Below are 20,805 nucleotides of genomic sequence, written 5' to 3' on the forward strand. Positions count from 1 at the left end.
TCGCGGTCAGCCTGCTGACGGCTCGGTGAGGCGGGCTTCGAGATCGGCGATCATCTGGGTGAGCAGGCTGGTGTTCTCGCGCCGGACCGCCTCCTCGCCGGCCGTGTCGAGGCCGGCGACCTTGGTGATGCACTCGTCGGCGGCCTGGGCCATGGTGGCGAACTCCTTGCGGGCGATCGAGTGCGGGTTGGCGGCGGCCTCGAAGGTGGTGGCGCGGTGCATGTCCTTGACCGACGTCATCGCCGCGCGGGCGGCGGACATGGCGTCGCGGAAGCTGAACTCGTCGCCGTGACCGGAGCGCATGTTGCGGGTGATCCAGACCCGGTGTCGAGCAGAGTCGCGCTCGACCGGGATCGCCCGCGGTTGCCGCGCCTTGGCGAACGCGCCGTTGGCGTTCAGCCGCCGATGGACGTGGACGTGCGGCCCTTCGTGCCGACAGCCCAGCACCTCATCCACCACCACCCACCACACCGACTTGTCGACCGCCACCGCCCGCTCAGCCCGGAAGTACCGAGGCAACCCACCTGAGATGCCTGACATGCCTGAGAACCCCTGGATATCTGTGAGGCAAGGACCCGCCAACCTTACTTGACGAACATGTCTGACTACCAAGAGTCACACAAGATAAGCGCGAGAACCCGGCCTGGGGTATCGGTGGGTGCACGGCGAGCTGGCCACGCTTGGCATCAGGTCGCTTCGTCCACGGGCTGGGAGATCCTCAAACAGGAACGTCTGGACCTGAAGCGGCCGTCTATCGCTCTTCTAGCTTGCGGTTTCATCGAGACCGTCACGCTGAATAGTCAGCATCACAACATTCTGGCGTTCATCGAGCACGCCACCCGGCGCGTCCGCGTGCTCGGAGCAACGCGCACCCGACCGCGAGAAGGGTCATCCAGATGATGAAGCATCTCGTGATGGATCTCGAGGAGGTCGGCTGCGGGGCTCGTTATCTGACCCATGACCGGGGTGGGAAGTTCCCCGTCCTCCTCCAGGAGATCCTCGACGAGGTCGGTATCGAGAGCGTGCTCACCGGGATTCGGATGCCGCGCACGAAATCGATCATGGAGAGAGTGCAGTTGAGTCGCCGTGAGCTGATTGACCGCTGCCAGCCCTGAAGCGGAATTCCATCCGCGTCACGTCTTGCGCGATTATGAACGGTTCTACACCGGCACTGAGCCCATCAAGCCCTAGCCCACTGTACCGGATTCGTCGCCGATCTCGAGGGAGCCGCCGAGCTGAACATACGCCGACGATATGGCTCGACGGAGTCCTGCACGAGTAGTCAGATGCGACCTGAACTGCATGACGTAATTTTCGAAAAGCGCACTGCCGCCGCGCCCGCTAGATGGTCAACTACCCTTGCGCAGGGACGCGGTCCTGGTCGATAGGGTCGCCGTCATCGCAACACTTCCCGCGGACCAGCGGCAAGTGCATCGTCACCCGCGCACGATTTCGTCGTACCAATACAATGCGATGCCGTCTGCGCTAAATAGCGTGGCCAACATCTCAGTAATAGAGGAAGATGTTGGCTTTCTTGGGTACACGATGGCGGCCTGGAACGAGTCAATTGTGTCAGTGTCAACTAGCTCCCAGCAGTGCCCCATGTAGCTGAACATCTGCGCAGCATGCCGGGCAGCCAGCCGCCGAACGTGTTTCACCTTGTCCCAGTCGGTGCTCTTTAGCTCGATCAAGACGAGCGATCCATGTGGTTCATCCTGAGTAGGCTTCAATCGGACGACGAAGTCGACCCGGCCACCGCGTCCAGTGAGCGGCGGGAGACTGTCAACGTCCCTCCCCTCTCGGCCCGCAGAGCGAGCCTTGACCACATGAACCTCCTTCTCGCAATCGCCGGGAACCACCAGATCTACGCCGTAAGTTCTTTGGAATTCTTGGTGGAACGCCTTGCCGGCGCGTAGCTGCTCCGGCTCCGTTGTTGCTGCTTGAATAGCGCGCCCAGGGGCAGTCGAGCCGAGCGGGGACCGCCGACCTGGATGCATCACGCCATCGGAATCATCAACACCCGATTCCATACTCATAGTCTACCAGATAGTTGAACGAGTATTATCAATCAGTGCCACAGTGACACCGCGAAAGCCGTAGACTTTAGTGTGGCTTGACATGCCCTGAGTAGGCTGGCCATGTCCTCGGTAGGGGTGGAGGGGGCTGTGCCCAGTCCATTAAGGAATTAGGTTGCTGCGTTGATAGCGTTATCGAATGCTGATATGTGGAATAGCTAGAAAGTGAGACCTGTCTACCGTGACTGAGGAACCTCGGCCTGAAATTCCTGAAACTGACAACTCTGCCGCTGCTCGATTCATCGAATGGCTTGTCAGTGACGATGCCGGTGCGGCGCCCAAAATCGATGATTCGTCGTATCGTCTGGTTGTCCAAGCTTTCTGCAGCCGACTGAAGCGAGGCGCCGCTGACCTGGTGCGGATGCTCGAACGACTCGCCAAGCATCCCTCCCAAATGGCACTTCTCCAGATGGTGCTCGGGATGTGCTGGGAAACGATAAGAGATGCACTTCCCGCTCGCCCAAGCTGGGATCCGTATAAATCTCACAGAATATACTGGCATAGCCGCCATAGCGCAGAGTCTGACAATGTGTGTGGAGTGCTCGTCTACGTCGTACTCAGCCTGGCACCGAACGAGACCAGCGAAGCCATTCGGCGGTTTACACGCAAGGATCTTGACTTTCTCCTGCGTGCCGCTCGATACGACCCCCGCCTCCTGAGGCACCTTCTGACTTGGGCATCGACGCAGCCGGAGGACAACTCTCGTGGCTGGCGCTGGAGTTACGAGACGCCTCAAGCCTCGATCTGGGGATTCGTGGCGGAAGTAATCCGGCTCGTCTTCACCGCACGGAGCCGGGGCTGGGATGACAATGATTGGCAATCCCCCGAGGGGATCGCGCTCGCCCGCCGAATGATTACCGGCGTGAGCGTCGCTGAGCTCCGCACCAACGGCCGCCTCATCTTCGAAACATATCAGGAACTGCTCGTCCAAATAGCAAAACTGAACCCGACCATTGCTAAAGGCGTCGGCGACGATCCGAAGATCGTTGACGATTTTCCGAATGTTGACATTGTTTCATCCGAAACATGGGAATCGGCAGCCCTCCCGTTCATCCCTATAGTCATCCTCGAACGGCAGGCGCTCAAGGCCGGCTGGGCCGCAAGCCAGAAGTTGTACGCGAATGATCTCCCGCGCACCACCAGCTCAGTCGCGCACATATTGCAGAGAAACCAGAGCCAAGTCAACGGCACCACCCTATGCGGGGTTGCGCTGCTGTGGGCTGACCTACGGCAGCTCGTCGAGTACGAGCGGGACAGCTGGAAGCATAGAGACCAGATTCGTGGCGTGCATTTGCGACTGTCGGAGCACCTCGACTCGTTCCCCGAAGCCTGGGCGGTATCGGCCCGCGAAGTTCTCAGCCAAGCAGACACTCTAGGCGCGGACGCCACCGATCTCCTCGCTCTTGCGGCCGTTCGCCACTCGGCCGTACATGAGGTACTTGAGGAAGTCGTCGCGGGCGACCCAGACCGTGCAACTCGGGACCGGGCCCAAGGCGTGCTCGCACGTGTATCTGGAGTTCCGTCCCCAGATGAGGACCTTCGCCGATGGCTTGCCGACAGTGCAGCGCGAGCATTCGACGGCGTGCCACTGTTTCCGCACCCGCTGACACCGTTGGCGAAGACCTGGATCGGGTCGGCTGAGGTCGAAGACGCGGTGTCCCGATCGCTTCGCCATGCCATGGTCCGCTTCGGTGACTGGGCGCAGTCACAGGGCGCAGCCCAAGAGGAGCTTGTGACCGGGGCACTCCTCATGGAACTCGAAACCGCGTTCCGGGACACCTCGCTGCGGCTGAGCGCTGGTGGTAGTCCACGCCTGGCACAGACGATCTCCGTCCGCCAGCGTCCCGTTCCCAAGGCCGAGGAGAGGGCATGGGGATGCGACATCGCATTGCTGCTCAACGCCGACATCCGACCATCCGTCTTGCTGCGAAGTGCCGAGCTGGTCCAGGTCAAGAAGTCTGAGGCGTTCGCAGCGAGGCCGTCCTCCCCACACGAGAGATGGCGCATCGACGTGCCGCAGCTCCTCACACTCCTCGAAAGATCTGAATCATCGAGCTATTGGCTCATCCTTTCCACCGGCGAGATCCTCTGTGTGACAGCGCGCTGGATTCACGGCCTTGCACGGGGCCAAAACGCGTTGGGTCAAAGGAGCGTCACCGTCAGCTACAACGACGTGCGACACACCGCAGTACTGATCGAGCAGTTCTTGCCTGAACTCTTTCTCGGCACATGGGTCGGGTCCATCGACGAGAAGACCCTCAAGTTCGCAAGCGGCGAAGACAGCAACGTCGCACCGCGGAACATCTTCGAGATCGCCATCATTGTCGACCGAGGATGACAGCGAACCTCGGTTACGACCACGCAAGCCCCGTTGGAAAGGGCAGTACTCCAAGGATCCGAATTTTCGAGGCGCCATGCTGAACCCGTTGTTGCCGTTAGAGAGTCTGCTGGAAGAACCCGAGGTCGGCGCTCGCCTCCTGGCCGGCGGCTGCCGTGACCCACGCGTGTGCGACTGGCCAGCTTCCTTCTCTGGCGAGGGCACGTTCGATGCGGAGCGGTGCAACCCCGGCGGCGCCAGGGCCTCCAAGAAATCCGGACCGGTTCACTTCGCCGGGCCGCAGACGAAAGCCATGTCGCACTCATCGGCGTCGACAACCTTCGCACCCGCCGCATGATCTCCAGCGTAGGTTGGCGTACCGCCATCGATATCGGCCTCGGCAGCGGATCGGAGACCTTCTCCTCCCTCTTGATGCGCCGATTCCCCGGCACCGAGGCCAGCGACGAGGTCGAGGGCTGGGCCACCGACCCACGCCCGGCAGCCGTCCCGAGCACCCAGGCATTCGCAGATTTGAGAAATCACCACGACGCTTGCGGAATGGTCGAACTCGCCGACATAGCAGTGGGAGCATCGTTCGTTGGCATCATCGCCGCCTGCATCGCACTTGCCGAGGCCACCCGGGAATTGCACGGCGGCACAGGCTGCGACATCCTGGCCGTCGACCTCGCCACCATGGACCTGCAGAGCGCAGCCGCCAAGGCGATCGCTGACGTCATCAGCATTCCGCTATAGGACCGGATGCGGCTGCTTGGTTCGGAACGGGGTTGCCTTCATGGATGAACGCAATCTGAGAGCGGGGTCATCGGCGTCCAGCGCTGCAAATTGTTGAATCGCATTCGATCCATGGCCGACCCGCGTGGCCTTAGGCTCGCCACCCTCTCCCTCCTCCGAGACGGAATTTAAGGCGCATGGATAAGCGAGTGGAATTCTGCAAGCGGGTTGTTGATTTTCGCGCGAAGCGTCTCCTGGGACAAGAGCGCTTCATCGCACAGGGGGCCCAACTCGGTCTCGCCGAGGACGATCGCTGCGACGAGCGCCCGGCGGAGGATCGATCTGACCTGTGTGGCGGCTTCGGTCAGCTTGCGCGGGTGTGGATCGCTGCCATGGGCGATGCTGCTGCGAACGTTGTAGGCGTCCTTCACGCAACGGAGTGTGCGCAGGCGATCGTCATCATCCTCGCCGATAAGGACGGCGGCGCGTTGTGCCGTCCTGCGAGAGAGATCTGTGTGGCTCTCACTGCCGCCAGAAAGCAGGTTCTCCAGTGACGTCACGTAGTTGAGCACCACCTGCGGCTCGTCGTCGGAGAACGTCACATCTGCGTGGTAGCCGACCATGTCCGACGTGCTCAGGAACCGCAGCGCACTACGCCGGATGCGGTCGCAGAGCGTCTTGCCGAGTCCCCGCTCGGTGAGCCGCGTAGTGATCTCCGTCAAGAAGCGGATCAGCCGCTCGCTGTGGCTGTGGTCCACGTGAAGCGGCCCGAGCAACGGGACCTCGTACTCATCGCCTAATGATCCGGTGTACGTGTACGGGATCGAGGAGTACAGGCAGTCGACGGTTCGGCCGGGTTCCACCTCATACTCGGCCACGACCCGGGCCGGCTCGTCCGACCACAGGTTGACTGCCAGGAGCGGCGCCCACGCTGACCTTGTCGACGGGCCGCGGGAGAACAACCGCAAAGGAAAACCCCGCACGGGTGCCAGCTCCGGGTCAGGGGCGGCCAGGACGACATGCCATCCCGACTCCAACAACGGATCCCACGCCTGGGTGGCCGCGTGCTCCGCTGCGCTCGGGACCGGCCGCTGAGCCCTCCACTCGTCTGCGTCAGGTCGCGAAAGCCTCCATCCGCCAAGGTTGACCGGACGTGGCAGCTCCCAGTCGATGTTGAGAACGAAGTATCGCCACAGGTCTTCGGGCGGCCCGGCCAGGTACGCGGCGAGCTGCCCAGCCAGAGCCTCGGCGTTGAACTCGTGGTTGGACCTAAGCAGGGCGGCAACCCCGAGCTGGAATAGCGCATCGCCCTGCAACGCCCGGCCCGCATGTCGATCGCCACGCTCGCCGTCCAGATAGCCGTTGGCCCGAGCGGCCGCGTCCGCCGCTCGACGTACGGCGTCACCTGCCGGCGACTGGGCGATTGCATCAGCGGTTTCCCGGTCGGTCAGATCGGCATGTTCGCTGGCTCGTAGTCGTGCATCGGAGATGAGGTCGACCAGCGCGGCCACCAACTCCAGATGTTCGGGGGTCACAGCGCCAACGCTAGCCCTGCCCGCGACATCGCGCACAGCAGAGACCTACGCCCACCCGGGCGGTTGTCCACGGCACCGTCCGCCCTCAGCTGCTCTGCGGCGCTCCTCGCAGGCCGCAACAACAGCGGGCTGATCGTGCTACTCCTTAGTTGAAAACCGTTGTGGCGCAATCTGGTTGCGTACGGTGGCGACATGGTGTCATCTAGTGATATGCGTCGGTGGGCCAAGCTGAACGAGCGCCAAATGGCGACCCTGCGCCGCATCGCGGAGGGTGAATCAGTCACCGCCAAGGACAGCGATCTAGCTCGTACTGTGTATGCACTCCGAGACAGGGGACTAGTTTCGACCCCCCGGAAAAACGGCATCTGGATCGCTGAGATAACCGAGGCAGGACGCTTCTACCTCGAGCATGGCTACTACCAGGGCGCTGGCGTCCTCCCAGGATGGCCGGTAAGGGTAGCCGTAGAGGTTCTCCGAACGCAGTTCTGCTTCTTCCCGGTGGATCGCTTCCATGATCCCTTCGGAGAATGTCGTAGCGATCGTCGGCATCAGCTGCCGTGCTGCTCGCCAAGGGCTGATCAGCGTCCCATGACGATCATGGAAGGCGAGAGGGTCGTCGGCTAGTTCTTCGACGGTGAGTCCCAGACGATCGGCTACCCCGGCAGGCTTGTCGATCCGCAGGACCCCCGTCTCGGTCTTGCTTCGTCCGAAGATCACCCGTCGGCCAAGCCCGCAGTTCTTCACGATGAGCAACGCGGCGTTGTACTCCACCGTGTCGCCGGCAGCAGACGATGCTTCTCTGACGGCCAAAAGGCGCCGCTCGTCGTTGAGCCGCGGTTCGATGTCGGTCCAGCGGTCGAGCAGAGAGGTGTAGGAGACCCATTCCTGTAGCCCGGCGTCGTCGCCGTCCAGCCGGCGGATCCTGATCGAGTCGTCGCTATCCCGAATCTTCACGATCGTGACGCGGTGCACGGGATCGCCCAGCGACCTCGGCCGCTCGCGATAAGCCCACTCTTCTCCAACCTCCACGCCTGACAATAACTCCGACGGTGTTACCGCGCGGTCACTTTGCGCGATATGCGGTCGGTCGCTCTGCTGTGATCGGTGATTGCTGTGCACGATGGGCGGAGGTGTATCGATCGGCCGCAGGCACAGCAGGGGCCCGGGAGTGGAGGGGAGGCCCTGTGGGAAAAATCTGGGCAGAGACTGAACTGTACCCCGAAGCTCTGATTGGGTCTATTGTCCCGTTATATGCCTATATTCCGCTCGGTCGCAGTTGCGCTAGCAAACTGGTTAGGAACTAACTGTTACCGAGATACAACAATGGGATGAGACTAGCGAGCCGATGCCGTACCATCCGCTAAGGCGAACCATGAAGCTAACAACCTTCGAAGCGATGCGTGCGGAGGATACCGCTCAGATGGACTGCACCACTGCCGTGACCCATTCTGGATCACTCTGTGCCCACGCAGAGGCTGACGATCTCCGGTTCGCCCGCCCCTCAAAGTTCGTCCGGTTCCAACGCAGCTTCTTCCTCGAGACGGTTCTCTTCGGCCTTCCTTCAGGGTCTGAACGTCTGTGAACGGCCAGTACACGATCTTCGACCTGCTAGGAACGACGGCACATGCCCAGTCTCTCGTCGACTCTCGTGTGACCCGTACGATCACGAAGCTTGTCCAAGAGGGCCTCATCGCGAAGATGCCGTCTGATGCGGTGCTTGCTGTGGCATGTCTCGGTGACCCCACCTCTGCCATTCGCCGCCTCGCTGACGCCGGCGTATTGCCCGATGAGCTCCCAGAAGAGCAGCGCTGGGCTTTGTCGGAACGCCTGTCGCTAGGACCAGCTGACCTGAGCGCTCGGGCGGTGCTTACGAATCCCGGTCGCGTAGCCGTCTTCCTCGGGCTACCTGAGGCCCACAGCGACAAGATGGCGACTTTGCCCACCCAGACCACTCCGGTGTACGGACTGTTTCCTCATCAGCGGCGGGCCGTGATGGAAGCGCGGACTCTGCTAAGTAAAGGTAGGACTCGTCTTCTGCTGCACATGCCGACGGGGTCGGGGAAGACCCGCACGACCTTGAGCATGGTGTGCGACTTTCTTCGAGAGCATGAGGGGCGACCAGTACTCTGGCTTGCCTCGACGCGTGAGCTGCTTGATCAGGCGGCTCGAGAGTTTCACCAGGCCTGGAACGCGCTAGGTAACCGTGAAGTTCCTATCCTGGCGGCATGGAGCGGTCAGGATTGGAATAGCGATGACGTGATAGACGGTCTCCTCGTGGCGAGCTTGCAGACAATACATGCACGCCGGAATGAGCCTGGGCTGCTCCGTGATCTCGGACGTCGGTTGGGATTGATCATCTTCGATGAAGCTCACCAAGCCATTGCGCCCACCTATCGGCAGGTGGTGGAACAGCTATCCGTGGCAGGGCAGCCGATCACGCCCATCGTTGGCTTGAGCGCTACGCCTGGGCGTACGTTTGCGGGCTCTACCGCAGACGAAGAGCTCGCCGCATTCTTCGAGCACACCAAGGTCGAGCTGGACACTGCTACGGATGGTGGCGCAGCCGGACCTGTTGAATACCTCATACAGCAGGGCTACCTTGCCGAGCCGGAATTTCGCCTGCTTGGTGAGCTGCCTGATGCGGAGGAGGAACCGGCTGCTGTCGGCGAGGACCCGGCAGAGTTAGGGATGGACGAGGATGACTACCTCAAGGAAGTCGTCGCGGCAACGCTGCAGCTAGTCAAGGAGTCGCATCGCCGAATCATTGTCTTCGCAGCATCTGTTGATCTAGCCCACGTTGTTGCGGCGACCCTAAGGGCGGCGGAGGTTTTGGCTGACGCGGTGGACGGTAATACAGCAGCGGAGGTCCGTGACACTGCGATCCGCATGTATAAGAGCTCGGCACGCGTTACTCGTGTGCTAGTCAACTATGGTGTGCTGACCACAGGCTTCGATGCTCCACAAACGAGCGCGGTAGTGATAGCCCGGCCCACGCGCTCGCTTGTGTTGTACAGCCAGATGGTAGGACGAGGCATCCGAGGTCCGAAAGCTGGCGGAAACAAGAAGGCAGTGGTCGCCACCGTTGTTGACCCCTCCGTTCCAGCATTCGGCACTATTGCTGCTGCTTTCACGCACTGGGAGGACTTGTGGTAACGCCAGGTATCGCGAGGCAGGAAGCGCCCCTTCTTTCTGGTTCGCAAACAGTGAAGTCAATCCGTGACACCGGTTACAAGGGTACCGATTATGCTCTAGCTGAGTTGATCGACAACTCGTTTCAGTGGGGCGATGCTAATACGGTGTTGCTGGTTATTGTGCAACGTACGGTGCAAGGCAAGCAGCGCGCTACGAAGCGGGTCGATGAGATATGGGTCATCGACGATGGCGGAGGTATGACAGAGGAGGCGCTCAATCTCGCACTTTCTTTCGGCGGCTCAGGCAAATACGACGATCGATCCGGCATCGGACGGTTCGGTATGGGGCTGCCACAGGCGAGCGTCTCGCAGTGCAAGCGAACGGATGTTTGGACCTGGCAGAAGACACAGCCGGAAAACGCATCGCACACGTACCTCGATCTGAAAGAGGTTGAGGACTCAGCCAAGAAGGGAGCGCTGACCGTTCCCTGGCCGACCCAGCCGTCAAGCCCGGCCTACGTGGCCTTGCCGGACTGGGTCCTTGATGTTTATAGGGATCACGCTGTTCCCGATACCTCCATGGGCCAGGCGCTCTACAGCGGAACGGTGATTCGGTGGACGCACCTTGACAAGCTGCGTTGGGTGCGCGCTGAGACGATGTTTGCCCATACGGAATACCTTCTCGGGCGCGTCTATCGAAAGTTTCTGACCTCTGATACTCGGCGGCGCAGTATCCAGGTCGCCGTGATGGAAGCGGACACGTTGGGCGGACCTGATGGGTTCCAGGAGGTTAGGCCGAACGACCCGTTGTATCTCTACCCGGTTGCTGAAACAACGCTGGGATACTGGGAAGCATCCGCCGAAGATGATGGAAAACCTCTGGTTCCCATCACGGACGAACCGCCCTTCGCCGAACACCACACGTCCCGCACGTTCGTCCTTCAACGACCGGATGGTGAGGGTACCTCGACCGTTCGCGCTCAGTTGTCGCTTGCGAAACCCGAAGCACGGCCGGGTCGCAACGCTGGAATCAGCACTCACCAGGGGCGCCACGCCCGTGATAATTCCGGTATTTCTGTCATGCGGGCTGATCGCGAGCTCGTCCTGGAGAAGACACTGGCTCAGGAAGCTACGGACCGTTGGTGGGGCGTCGAGATTGCCTTCAACCCATGCCTCGACGAGATTTTCGGGGTTACCAACAACAAGCAGGACGCCCCTAACCTTGCACAAGCACTTCGTCTGGCGCGGGAGCACCGTCTAACCAAGGACGAGGCGATCGAGGAGGGACTGTTCGACGAGGACCACCCGATCGCAGAGCTTTACGATATGGCCTACCAGCTCGTGGCCCTCGTCAACGCGATGAAGCAGGAAGGGAAGAACGCGCAGCAGGCAGCCTCGGGCGCTCGACGACCCCAGCCTGCCATCACGAGCGTCGCCTCCAATGTCAAGAAGACCCGCTCCAGTGTGAGTCCGACACCTGGCGAGGCTGACTTCGCCAACAACAAGCCGGACCCCATCAAGGCGGCCGAAGCGATCGATCACAAGCTGGAAGAGCAGGACGTGCCGGCGGAAATCCGTGGCGCGATCATTGCCAACTACCAGCGCGGTGTTACAGTGCAAGTAGTTGACCGCCCCGTGAAAGAGGCGCCAGCATTCTTCTGGCCCGACGAGGCACTCAATCTAGAGATTCTGTGTATTAACAATGCTCACCCGGCTTATAAAAGCCTGATCGGCCCCCTCCGCGTTGCTAATGACGAAATCGAGGCGATGAGCGAGGAAGAGGCTAAAAGGCTATTGGTGCAAAGCGTAGATGCGGTGACATGGCTACTGCTCGCCTGGTCCCGGTATGAAAACGAGCACCGAACACACCCCTCCATAGGGATGATCAAAGAGATCCGCGAGGGGTGGGGCCGTCGTCTCGGAGAGTATGTTGGGGACGTTGCTTTCAAGGCCGCTTCACTGTTTGGCGGAGAGGATGATACTCAGGATGGGGACGGTGACGCGTGACCCACTCGGGGCTTGATCCGCAACGCTGCGGTGAGCGTCTCCTAGGGCTGGCGCGGGATGCGGAAGGCCTGACAATAGTCTCGCCCTTCATCACGGTATCAGGAATTGAGCCCTTACTTGCAGCGCTTCCTAGCGGATCCTCGTTAGAGGTATTTACGCGATGGCGACCAGATGAAGTTGCAGCTGGAGTGAGCGACCCGCGGGTCTTCGATCTCATAAGCCAACGCGGTGGGACTGTTGCACTTCACCCTGTTGTGCATGCAAAGGCATATATTGCAGGGCCTCGTGCCCTCGTCGGTTCTGCGAACATTACTTCCAACGGGCTGGGATGGCACCGGCCGGGCGCGGTCGAGATCTTGGTCGAGACCACAGCAGATGACCCCGCACTCGTGTCACTGCTAGCTGTGTTGCAGGGCACATCGGCGCCAGCCACAGAAGCTGATCGCGATGCCGTTATCGAGGCCGCTGCAATGCTGCCGACCGCGCCGGTCCGACCACCTATCGAGGCAACAGACCGCACAGACTGGCTGCCCATGTATCGCCCTCCAGAAGTCCTCTGGAGGGTGTACACCGGACAGCGTGAAGAAAGCGTGGCAGAAATCGTTCGACCAGAACTAACTGCTTTGGGCATACCTACAGGTCTAGCGACAGAAGAAGCATTCAATAGATATGTAGGGGCTATACTTCGGCAAGGTTTTACCGGACGAATTGCGCGCGAATGTAGCAATCTGACCACTATGAAGGCTGTTCAACGACTTGTTGAGCTCTGCGGAGAGACTGGGCGCACGATTAGCGATCCTGCAGACGCATGGGAAACGCTTGCGGCCTGGATCGCCCATTTTCTTCCCAACTATCAGCGCATCTCTGGAGGCACGCGCCTGATCGGCTAACGCCACATCCCAATCGGTCGCCCGGTCTCGGGATTCAGGATCCTTTCGTGTTCCGGAAACGATGGCGATTCTGCGCTCTCGGCGCCGGACCGAGGGACGCTTCCACACCGATCAAGAGCCGCACGCAACAGGCCAGCGGCTCTTGACATACCGTCGGCCTCAGCCGCGGTCAGAAGACGGTGGGCACTTGTCGTTGCCTCGGTCTCCACAAGACCACCGAATCCGCCTGCCTCGACCAGGCCGCCAGAGTTGGCCGCTGGCTCACTAATGCGTTTGCGCATCCGGGCGATCTCATCTCGCAAGATTGCGTCGAAGCCCGGTGTCGAAGGCTCGTTATCGCCCCGGGGCTCCTGAACGACGGCAAAGAGCCTTGCCACCGAGTCCGGCACGCCGCTACGACGGGCGCGCTCTAGGTTCCTCGCGCGTTGCGCCTCGAACCGGCCGCCGTTCAAACCAGCCATCTGCCCCGCTCTCGCATCAGATCGATCGCGCGCCCTTGGCTGCATCGATGCTGCACGCGAGCGTCAGCGAGTGTTGCTCTGACAAAGTCAACACCAACGCGGCCGAGGCATCCTTAGCGTAGCGGAAAACCAACCTCTATCACGCTTTGGATTTGCGCTATAACCACCTGCTCTGAGCCCCCAAACCACCATGACGGCCCCAAGAGCGCGTTGCCGGAGAGCCCGCCTGAAGGAGAGCCTTGATGAGCATGCGGTCAGAGGCGTCGCAGGGCGACGTGGAGAGCTTGGTGACCGTGCCCGCCAAGGCAAGCAGACCCTGCTGACCCTCCTCGGGATGTGCCAAGTCGCGATTGATCGTGCAGCGCTCCAGCGGCGTGTCAGCTCCTCATCCTGGTGCACAGGCATGGTCCAGCGGGGTGCCCTTGGTCGCGGTGGGGTCTACGATGGGTCAGGTTGTTATGACGCGTATGGTCGATCATCGATCTACCTTCGAGCCGGCCGGCTGAGCCACCGGGTCCGCTATGGCGGGTGAAGTGCCGTGTAGTGACCGGTACGGGCGAAGACGTCGGATTACTCAAGGGACTTACTTCATTCTCCGCGAGACAGCCCATGATGTCGCAGGGGTTAGCTAGGATCTCAGTGCACTCCTGGCGGGATGAGTGACGCCTGCGAACCTCGCCTCCAGGAGCCACAAGAGGAAGGCATGGGGCGATGGGAGCTAGCGTGTCGACCGATACTGGTCGTGCGGAAGTGGTGTACCTCGACTACAATGCGACGGCTCCTCTGCGGCCGGAGGTGCTCGAAGCCATGTTGGAGGCATTGAGAAGCGTCGGCAACGCTTCCAGCGTCCATATGGCAGGCCGTGATGCGGCATCGCGTGTTGATCTAGCCCGTCAACGACTTGCCCACTTGCTCGGCTGTACGCCGGGGGAACTCATCTTCACGTCTGGCGCGACAGAGGCGAACAACCTAGCGCTTCGTGCAGGCTTTTCGATGGGTGAGACTCTAGCCACTACGGCTGTTGAGCATCCCGCGATTCTTGAGGTGGCCCATGCCATCACTGCGGATGGCGCAGGCACGCTGGTGGAGCTGCCAGTGGACCGAGACGGCGCCGTCGAGTTGGCGCCACTGGAAGCGGCATGTCGTCAGGGCAAGGTGGCGATCGTCTCGGCAATGCTGGCCAACAATGAGACAGGGGTCCTAACCGATCTTGGCCCCATCATCAAGCTCGCACATGAGGCAGGAGCGCTCGTGCACAGCGATGCCACCCAGTATGTGGGTCGCCTTCCGCTGGATCTGAACGAACTCGATGTCGACATGCTGTCACTATCCGGTCACAAGTTTGGAGCCCCGCAGGGGGTTGGTGCGCTTTTTGTTCGTCGCGGCGTATCTGTGCCTCACCGCCCCCTTCTGATCGGAGGTGGCCAGGAGCGGGGTTGGCGGGCAGGCACACTGAACGTGCCCGGTATTGCTGGGCTGGGTGCTGCCGCAGAGGCTGCTCGAACTCGACTGCATGATGAAGCCGCTCGTGTCGCGAGACTGCGTCATGCACTTGAGGATGGATTGACCTCTCGCCTGCCCGACTGCTGCATCAACGGTGCTCGTTCGACCCGACTGCCTGGTGTCACGAGTGTCACCTTTCCTAGGGTACCTGCGGACGCGGTTCTGGCCGCGATGCCCGAGATTGCTGCCTCCGATGGCAGCGCCTGTGCTTCGGGGGCACCAAGTCCGAGCCACGTGCTGGTAGCGATGGGGCTAAGCCGCCAGGACGCGGACTCGACGCTGCGTTTCTCCCTGGGCTATGCCACTACCGAAAACGACATCGAGCGGGCTATAGCGGCCACCACCCGCGCCGTCACGGAGGTTCGATCCGCCATGGCAACTACCGCAGGACCCTGACTATCCGCCAGCAAGCGGAACTAGGCCCAACCATCCACCGAAAGGTTCAGCGCATGTCCGACAGCCGGCTGGCAGAAGCGACAGAGCCGAAATTCGCCCGGCACGAAACCTTCGCTCCTCGCTATGGCTGGCTCTACAAAGCCCACACCGAGATTATTCGGGACGGCGAGGGTGGCAGCGATATCTTCCACCGGGAGAACGCGCCTGTGCTGCTGGGCGTCGGTCGGAACATGGTGAACGCTATCCGGTTCTGGTCGCAGGCGTTCAAGCTCACCCGGGAGCACCCACACCGGGATCCCTCCAACCGGGCCTATATTGCCTCTCCGACCTGGAGGGCGGAGTGGCTGCTCGGCAAGAACGGCGCGGACCCTTACCTGGAAGACACTGGAAGTCTGTGGTTGCTGCATTGGTGGCTGCTGTCTAGTGAATACGGGGAGCATGGAGCCAAGTGCATGGTGCCCAGCTGGTACGTGATGTTCCACCTGGCGCCGTTCTCCAAGGTCACAACCGCAGAGATGATCACTCTGATCACGCGGCATGTGCACGAGAGCTATCCCGATAACGCTGTGCCGGCCGCAGAATCGATCAAGCGAGATGTGGACTGCCTCATCAAGATGTATGCCCTTGACCTGGAGCCCAATCCGCAGTCGCAGGGCAGCTTTGAAGATCAGCTGATGAGTCCCTTCCGGGAGCTCGGCCTGTTGGAAGGCCAAGGCAAGGGCAAGAGCCGCGTCTGGCGGTTCACCACCCGGTCCCGCGTCAATCTTCCAGCAGCGGTGCTGCTCTACGCATGCCTTGACTACGCCTCGCACGTCACTGGCGGCAACTCCATCTCCCTGGCCCGGCTCGCCAACGAACCAGGTGCTCCCGGACGAGCCTTCCGCATGCGAGAGCCCGAGCTCATCAAGGTCATAGAACCGCTCGTCGCGGAACAGGACGATCTACAGATCACTGACTCGCTGGGCCAGCGGAGCCTGTCCTTTGCCGCAGATCCTCAGCAGTTGGCCTGGGACATCCTGGATCGGCACTATGGGGACATCCGCCGCCAAGCGGACCTTCCGACCCCTGAGGAGTGGAAACAGCGCTATCCCGGTCTGGAGCGCGCCAGCAAGGGCCGCAAACGCGAACAGCAGTCTGAGCAGCCCGAAGTTCTGGAATTGACCGAGGAGCAGGTGTGACCATGGCCACCAACCCCCTTCATAGCGTTCGTAAGGACCGTGTCGGTGCTCAGCTTCCCGCCGGCGTCACGCTGGTTGGATCGGAACTACGTTCCACCAACCTCGAGCGCGATGTCCGCGACCCGCACTTGAACTCTCCCTATGTGGGAGCTAGGGCGCTGGACGTTCTGGATCGTGTCGCCAACGCGATGGCAGACCTCAAGCGGACACGCGCATGGTCCTTCACCGGCCCCTACGGCTCAGGAAAATCGACACTTTCGAACCTGCTTGACGCCTTCTTGGGCCATGACCCGGACCGGCAGAAGGAAGCTCGGCAAGCCGTGGAGGCTACGAGCCCAGGACTCGCTGCACGCATGGAGCAGGCACGTGACGAACGTGCCGAGAAGGGGTTCCTGGGTGCCGTGGCAACCGCGCGCCGTGAACCCCTGGCCGCCACCGTGTATCGAGCACTGGTCACCGCTGTGGAACGCCGGTGGGGGAAACGGCCGCCGAAGGACGTGGCCCACGCCATTCGTGCCTGTGCGGAGCGTGAAGTTCCGACGACTGAGAGCCTCCTGGATGCGCTCACCGCGCTGTGTGACACCGGCCACCCGGTTCTGCTGATTCTCGATGAGTTCGGCAAGTCACTGGAATACCTTGCCGCCTCGGGCGACTCTGGCAGCGCCGAGAACGATGTGTTCCTGCTGCAGATGCTCGCCGAGAAGGCTGCGGGACGGTCGGGACTTCCGCTGTTCATCTTCACCCTGCAGCACCTGGCCTTCAGCGACTATGCAGCGCGATCCAGCCTGATCCAGACCAAGGAATGGGCGAAGGTTCAAGGCCGCTTCGAAGACATCACCTTCACGCCGAACCTCGGCGATGCCGTTCACCTCCTGCAAAGACGCCTCGATCAGTCCGCCGTCGCCGAAGCCGGCCAGCAGCTCATCCGCAGACAGGCGGAAGCGGCCGCCCAAGCCTGGATCGAGCACGGACTCGATTCTGTGGTTCACATCTCCCCGGAGATGCTCGCCGGCCTCTATCCCTTGCATCCCCTTACCGCCGTGGCAGCACCGCTCCTGGCCTTCCAGATCGGTCAGCACGACCGCAGCCTCGTCGGGTTCCTCACCAACGACGAGCCCTACACGGTCCGCCGTACCATCGATGAAGCCTCGAGCTCCGAACCGGAGCGGGCCTCCACCATCCTGCTGCCCCAGCTGTATGACTATTTCTTCGCCTCCGGTCGCACCACCATCTTGGCCTCGTCCAACGCCAGCCGCTGGCTGGAGGTCGACAACCGGCTCAACGAAGCCCACGGGCTTCCCCCCGAGGACCGAGACATCCTCAAGACGATCGGCATCCTGAACCTCATCGATGTCGACGGCGTTCTGCGGGCAACCCCAGCGATGATCCAGCTCGCCATGAACGATCCGAGCAACGCCGCAGATCCTGAGCGATACGAGCTGCTGCAGCAGCGGCTGCAACATCTCGTCGATACCGGGTTCCTCACCCACCGGACCTACAGCAATGAGTACCGGGTCTGGCAGGGAACCAACATCGACATCGATGCCCGGGTCAAGGAAATCGCCGGCCACGTCGCCCCCAGCCATGTCGTCGACCACCTCGGCGAGCACCTCGGAACGGTTCTGCCCAGGGAGGTGGTCGCTGGATCGCACATGCAGCGCACCGGGATGTTGCGATACTTCCGCACCGCCATCAGTCTCCAAGCTGACAAACTCGACGGTCCTGACGTCGTGAGCGATGCGGCCGACGGAATGATCATTTTCCATCTTGGAGAGCCCGGTACGCGGCCACTGGTCAACTCCCCACTGCCCGTGCTCATCGGAACCACGAAAGACCCTGCCGCCATCCTCGATGCAGGGATCACCCTCAGAGCCCTCGAAGACCTCCGGCACCAGGACGACATCGATCTCGTGGCAGGACGCGAGATCGAAGAACGCATCGCGGAAATTTCACAGGAGCTGGGAACCCAGCTAGACGAGGCATTCAACCCGCAGAGCGACGATTCCTCCTGGCACCTGTGGCAAAGCGGGCAGGACACCCATTCCGAACGGAGCGAGCCTATCGAGGCCCGCAGCTACGGTGCGTTGGTGTCGGCCGCCTGTGACCGGGTGTACCCGCAGACACCGCACATCCGCAACGAGATGGCAGGCCGGCACGAACTCACCAGCAACGGCGCGCGTGCACGACGTGTACTTCTGTCCGACTTGGTGACCAACACGGGCCTGGCGGTGCTGGGATATGACACCACCAAGTACTCGCAGGAACGAGCCATGTACCACGGCGTCGTGGAGTACCTGGGCCTGCACCGTGCTGCCAAGGAGGTAGGCCAGGCGATACAGGCCCAGACCATCGCCACCCACGGTGTCTCCAGGCCGGATCCAAAGAAGCATCCAGAGGTCATTCCGACCTGGGAGCGACTAGAGCAGGCACTCACCGATGCCGCTCAGCCCACCCCAATTGTCGACATCTATGAACAGCTGATGGCGCCGCCCTTCGGCGTCAAGGCCGGCGTTGTCCCGATCCTGATGGTCGCTGCGCTGATTCTCCGCAGCTCCGACGTCGCACTGTTCGAAGAGGGAAACTACTGTCCGCGGCTCAACCCGGAGATCATCGAGCGCCTGCTTGCTGATACAGGGCCCGACCGGTTCACGGTCAAAGCCGTACCCATCGGGGAAGGGCAGCGCAGCCTGGTGGTTGAGCGCCTTGCTGCGGCACTCGACGTGGATGCTCCCCGCTCTCGTACCGCCCGCAACCCGGCGCTGCTGGCAGTGACCCGGGCCATGCTCGAGCGCGTCATGGTGCTTACTCCCTACGCGCTCCACACCAAGCGCCTCACTCCGGAGGCACTGCAGGTACGAAAAGCCCTCTCCGAGGCAACCGACCCCGACCAACTGGTCTTCACCGCCCTGCCACAGGCACTTGCACTCAACGCTATTCCTGCCAACGCGACTAAAGACGAGCAGGTCGCCGACTCGTACGTCACTCGGGTGACCGACGCCCTGGACGCCATCTCCGGAGCCAGCACAGCACTGCGGCGAGACGTCGTGGCCTCCATAGGCCAGGCCTTCGGTATCGCTGGAGACCTCACCCAACTGCGGTCAGGGCTAACCGAGGCACTCAGTGGCTTCGCCGATGCCAGCCTCGAGCTTGATCTGCAAGGGTTCGTCTCCCGCGTCCTCAACGCCAGCCTGCCGAATGAGGACTGGCTCGATCCGATCATCATTCGCCTCACCAACAAAGCACTCGGCGACTGGACCGACCAGGACGTCGACAGCTTCTACCCACGTGTCAAAGAGATGGCCCGCCGCCTTGACCGCGTCGGTCACCTCTATCAGGTGCAGGAGGTTCCAGCACCTCAGACTCGTGCGCCCGAACCTAAGCAGATCGACACTCACCTGCTGACACTCACCACACCTCAAGGGACAGAAGTACGCACGCTCATCCATGTGCCTAAGCAAGTCAGGAACACCGCCGAGACTCTTGTTGTCGGTGTCATAAGGCAAGCTGAGCAAGAGCTAGGGCCTGGCGGTGCGCGCATCTTGCTTGCCGCCCTTGCAGAGCGTCTCACCGCGACGGACTCTGACCATGACCCCCAGGTGGAGGAGAAGCTGTGACCAAGACCAACGACTCTGGCAGAGGGACTCGGCATGTGCTGGGCATCTCTGGGGGGAAGGACTCCTCAGCCCTGGCCATCCACATGCGCGACCGGGTCCCCGAAATGGAGTATTTCTTCTGTGATACCGGCGCCGAGCTTCCCGAGACCTACGAGTACCTCAACCGGCTGGAAGCTGCGCTTGGCAAACCGATCGAACGACTCAACTCCAGCCGCGATTTCGATCATTGGCTCGAGGTCTACCAGGGAACCCTCCCAAGCCCTCAGATGCGCTGGTGCACCAAGAATCTCAAGATCAAGCCGCTAGAGGCTTGGGTCGGCGATGACGAGGTCATCTCCTACGTAGCCATCCGCGCGGATGAGAACCGCCTCGGCTACGTCAGCACCAAGCCCAACATCACCGCCGTCTTCCCCTTCCGCGAAGACGGCATCGACAGGGCCGGGGTCGACCGGATCCTCGACGAGGCCGGCATCGGCCTGCCGGCCTACTACGAATGGCGTACCCGCTCGGGCTGCTACTTCTGCTTCTTCCAGCGTAAGCACGAATGGGTCGGGCTCAAGGACCGCCATCCGGAGCTGTTCGAGAAGGCCGTCGCCTACGAGGAGAAGGTCAACTACCAGCAGACAGCCATGAAGGGACGCAAGTACACCTGGTCGCAGGGCGAGTCGCTCGATGAACTCATCGCCCGGCGCCAAGAGATCGAGGCCAAACACCGCGACGCGATGGAACGTGCTGCTCGACGCCGCAAGCCGAATCGCCCCCTGCTCGAGATTCTCTCCGATGCCCACGATGAGGACGACGACCAGGTCGGATGCGCCGTCTGCCACCTCTGACGCGCTGTGAGCTTCCTTGCCCCTCCCCACGCTGATGCCAGGGGAGGGGCAAGGAATCACACCAGCACCTGTAGCCGTCCTGACCGAACACGGCGCTCCGTGATCAGCGACCGCCCAGAAGTCTCAGCGAGTC

General features: G+C 61.6%; 14 protein-coding genes. 10 read left to right on the forward strand and 4 right to left on the reverse strand.

Annotated features, from left to right (window positions below):
• Positions 1–6: 6 nt before the first annotated feature.
• Positions 7–540: a hypothetical protein gene (locus tag ACTWQA_RS14920; RefSeq protein ID WP_443159814.1), complete on the reverse strand. Its 534-nt coding sequence runs from the start codon at positions 538–540 to the stop codon at positions 7–9.
• Positions 541–896: 356 nt separating this feature from the next.
• Here ACTWQA_RS14920 and ACTWQA_RS14925 point away from each other — a divergent pair, with 356 nt between their 5' ends.
• Positions 897–1,115 (forward strand): hypothetical protein, encoded by a 219-nt coding sequence (locus tag ACTWQA_RS14925; RefSeq protein ID WP_443159815.1) that lies wholly within the window; start codon positions 897–899, stop codon positions 1,113–1,115.
• Positions 1,116–1,436: 321 nt separating this feature from the next.
• On the opposite strand, the gene ACTWQA_RS14930 is transcribed toward ACTWQA_RS14925, so the two are convergent.
• Positions 1,437–2,030, reverse strand: coding sequence for a hypothetical protein (locus ACTWQA_RS14930; RefSeq protein WP_443159816.1), 594 nt, complete (start codon positions 2,028–2,030; stop codon positions 1,437–1,439).
• 583 nt (positions 2,031–2,613) lie between these two features.
• On the opposite strand from ACTWQA_RS14930, the gene ACTWQA_RS14935 reads away from it, so the two are divergent.
• Together ACTWQA_RS14935 and ACTWQA_RS14940 are read left to right on the forward strand one after the other, a co-directional pair.
• A complete protein-coding gene (locus ACTWQA_RS14935) occupies positions 2,614–4,413 on the forward strand; it encodes a hypothetical protein (protein WP_443159817.1) in 1,800 nt (599 codons plus the stop codon).
• A gap of 333 nt (positions 4,414–4,746) precedes the next feature.
• Positions 4,747–5,145, forward strand: a complete 399-nt coding sequence (locus ACTWQA_RS14940; protein ID WP_443159818.1) for a hypothetical protein — start codon at positions 4,747–4,749, stop codon at positions 5,143–5,145.
• Between the two features lie 167 nt (positions 5,146–5,312).
• Here ACTWQA_RS14940 and ACTWQA_RS14945 read toward each other — a convergent pair whose 3' ends face one another.
• Together ACTWQA_RS14945 and ACTWQA_RS14950 are read right to left on the reverse strand one after the other, a co-directional pair.
• Complete coding sequence (locus ACTWQA_RS14945) at positions 5,313–6,659, reverse strand: hypothetical protein (RefSeq protein ID WP_443159819.1); 1,347 nt, start codon at positions 6,657–6,659, stop codon at positions 5,313–5,315.
• A gap of 336 nt (positions 6,660–6,995) precedes the next feature.
• Positions 6,996–7,778, reverse strand: coding sequence for a hypothetical protein (locus tag ACTWQA_RS14950; protein ID WP_443159820.1), 783 nt, complete (start codon positions 7,776–7,778; stop codon positions 6,996–6,998).
• A gap of 459 nt (positions 7,779–8,237) precedes the next feature.
• Between ACTWQA_RS14950 and ACTWQA_RS14955 the strand changes: the two genes are divergently transcribed.
• The 7 genes from ACTWQA_RS14955 to ACTWQA_RS14985 all read left to right on the forward strand — a co-directional run bounded on the left by ACTWQA_RS14955 (position 8,238) and on the right by ACTWQA_RS14985 (position 20,672).
• A complete protein-coding gene (locus tag ACTWQA_RS14955; RefSeq protein ID WP_443159821.1) occupies positions 8,238–9,812 on the forward strand; it encodes a DEAD/DEAH box helicase in 1,575 nt (524 codons plus the stop codon).
• Between the two features lie 50 nt (positions 9,813–9,862).
• Positions 9,863–11,797 carry an ATP-binding protein gene (locus ACTWQA_RS14960; protein WP_443159822.1) on the forward strand — a complete coding sequence of 645 codons (1,935 nt, stop codon included), beginning with the start codon at positions 9,863–9,865 and terminating at the stop codon, positions 11,795–11,797.
• A gap of 356 nt (positions 11,798–12,153) precedes the next feature.
• On the forward strand, positions 12,154–12,687 hold the full coding sequence (locus ACTWQA_RS14965) for a hypothetical protein (RefSeq protein WP_443159823.1): 534 nt from the start codon (positions 12,154–12,156) through the stop codon (positions 12,685–12,687).
• A 1,184-nt stretch (positions 12,688–13,871) separates the two neighbouring features.
• Positions 13,872–15,047 (forward strand): cysteine desulfurase family protein, encoded by a 1,176-nt coding sequence (locus tag ACTWQA_RS14970; protein WP_443159824.1) that lies wholly within the window; start codon positions 13,872–13,874, stop codon positions 15,045–15,047.
• A gap of 53 nt (positions 15,048–15,100) precedes the next feature.
• Positions 15,101–16,225, forward strand: a complete 1,125-nt coding sequence (locus tag ACTWQA_RS14975; protein WP_443159825.1) for a DUF4007 family protein — start codon at positions 15,101–15,103, stop codon at positions 16,223–16,225.
• A 2-nt stretch (positions 16,226–16,227) separates the two neighbouring features.
• Positions 16,228–19,839, forward strand: coding sequence for an ATP-binding protein (locus ACTWQA_RS14980; protein WP_443159870.1), 3,612 nt, complete (start codon positions 16,228–16,230; stop codon positions 19,837–19,839).
• Positions 19,836–20,672 (forward strand): phosphoadenosine phosphosulfate reductase domain-containing protein, encoded by an 837-nt coding sequence (locus ACTWQA_RS14985; protein WP_443159826.1) that lies wholly within the window; start codon positions 19,836–19,838, stop codon positions 20,670–20,672. The genes ACTWQA_RS14980 and ACTWQA_RS14985 overlap by 4 nt, the downstream gene beginning before the upstream one ends.
• Positions 20,673–20,805 lie beyond the last annotated feature (133 nt).

The sequence above is a fragment of the Nonomuraea sp. 10N515B genome, assembly GCF_052245915.1.
Taxonomy (GTDB): Bacteria; Actinomycetota; Actinomycetes; order Streptosporangiales; family Streptosporangiaceae; genus Nonomuraea.

Excerpts from the sequence above, each read along its gene's own strand:
- ACTWQA_RS14920 (WP_443159814.1), bottom strand. The coding sequence starts at position 540 with ATGTCAGGCATCTCAGGTGGGTTGCCTCGGTACTTCCGGGCTGAGCGG.
- ACTWQA_RS14925 (WP_443159815.1), top strand. The coding sequence starts at position 897 with ATGATGAAGCATCTCGTGATGGATCTCGAGGAGGTCGGCTGCGGGGCT.
- ACTWQA_RS14930 (WP_443159816.1), bottom strand. The coding sequence starts at position 2,030 with ATGGAATCGGGTGTTGATGATTCCGATGGCGTGATGCATCCAGGTCGG.
- ACTWQA_RS14940 (WP_443159818.1), top strand. The coding sequence starts at position 4,747 with ATGATCTCCAGCGTAGGTTGGCGTACCGCCATCGATATCGGCCTCGGC.
- ACTWQA_RS14975 (WP_443159825.1), top strand. The coding sequence starts at position 15,101 with ATGTCCGACAGCCGGCTGGCAGAAGCGACAGAGCCGAAATTCGCCCGG.
- ACTWQA_RS14980 (WP_443159870.1), top strand. The coding sequence starts at position 16,228 with ATGGCCACCAACCCCCTTCATAGCGTTCGTAAGGACCGTGTCGGTGCT.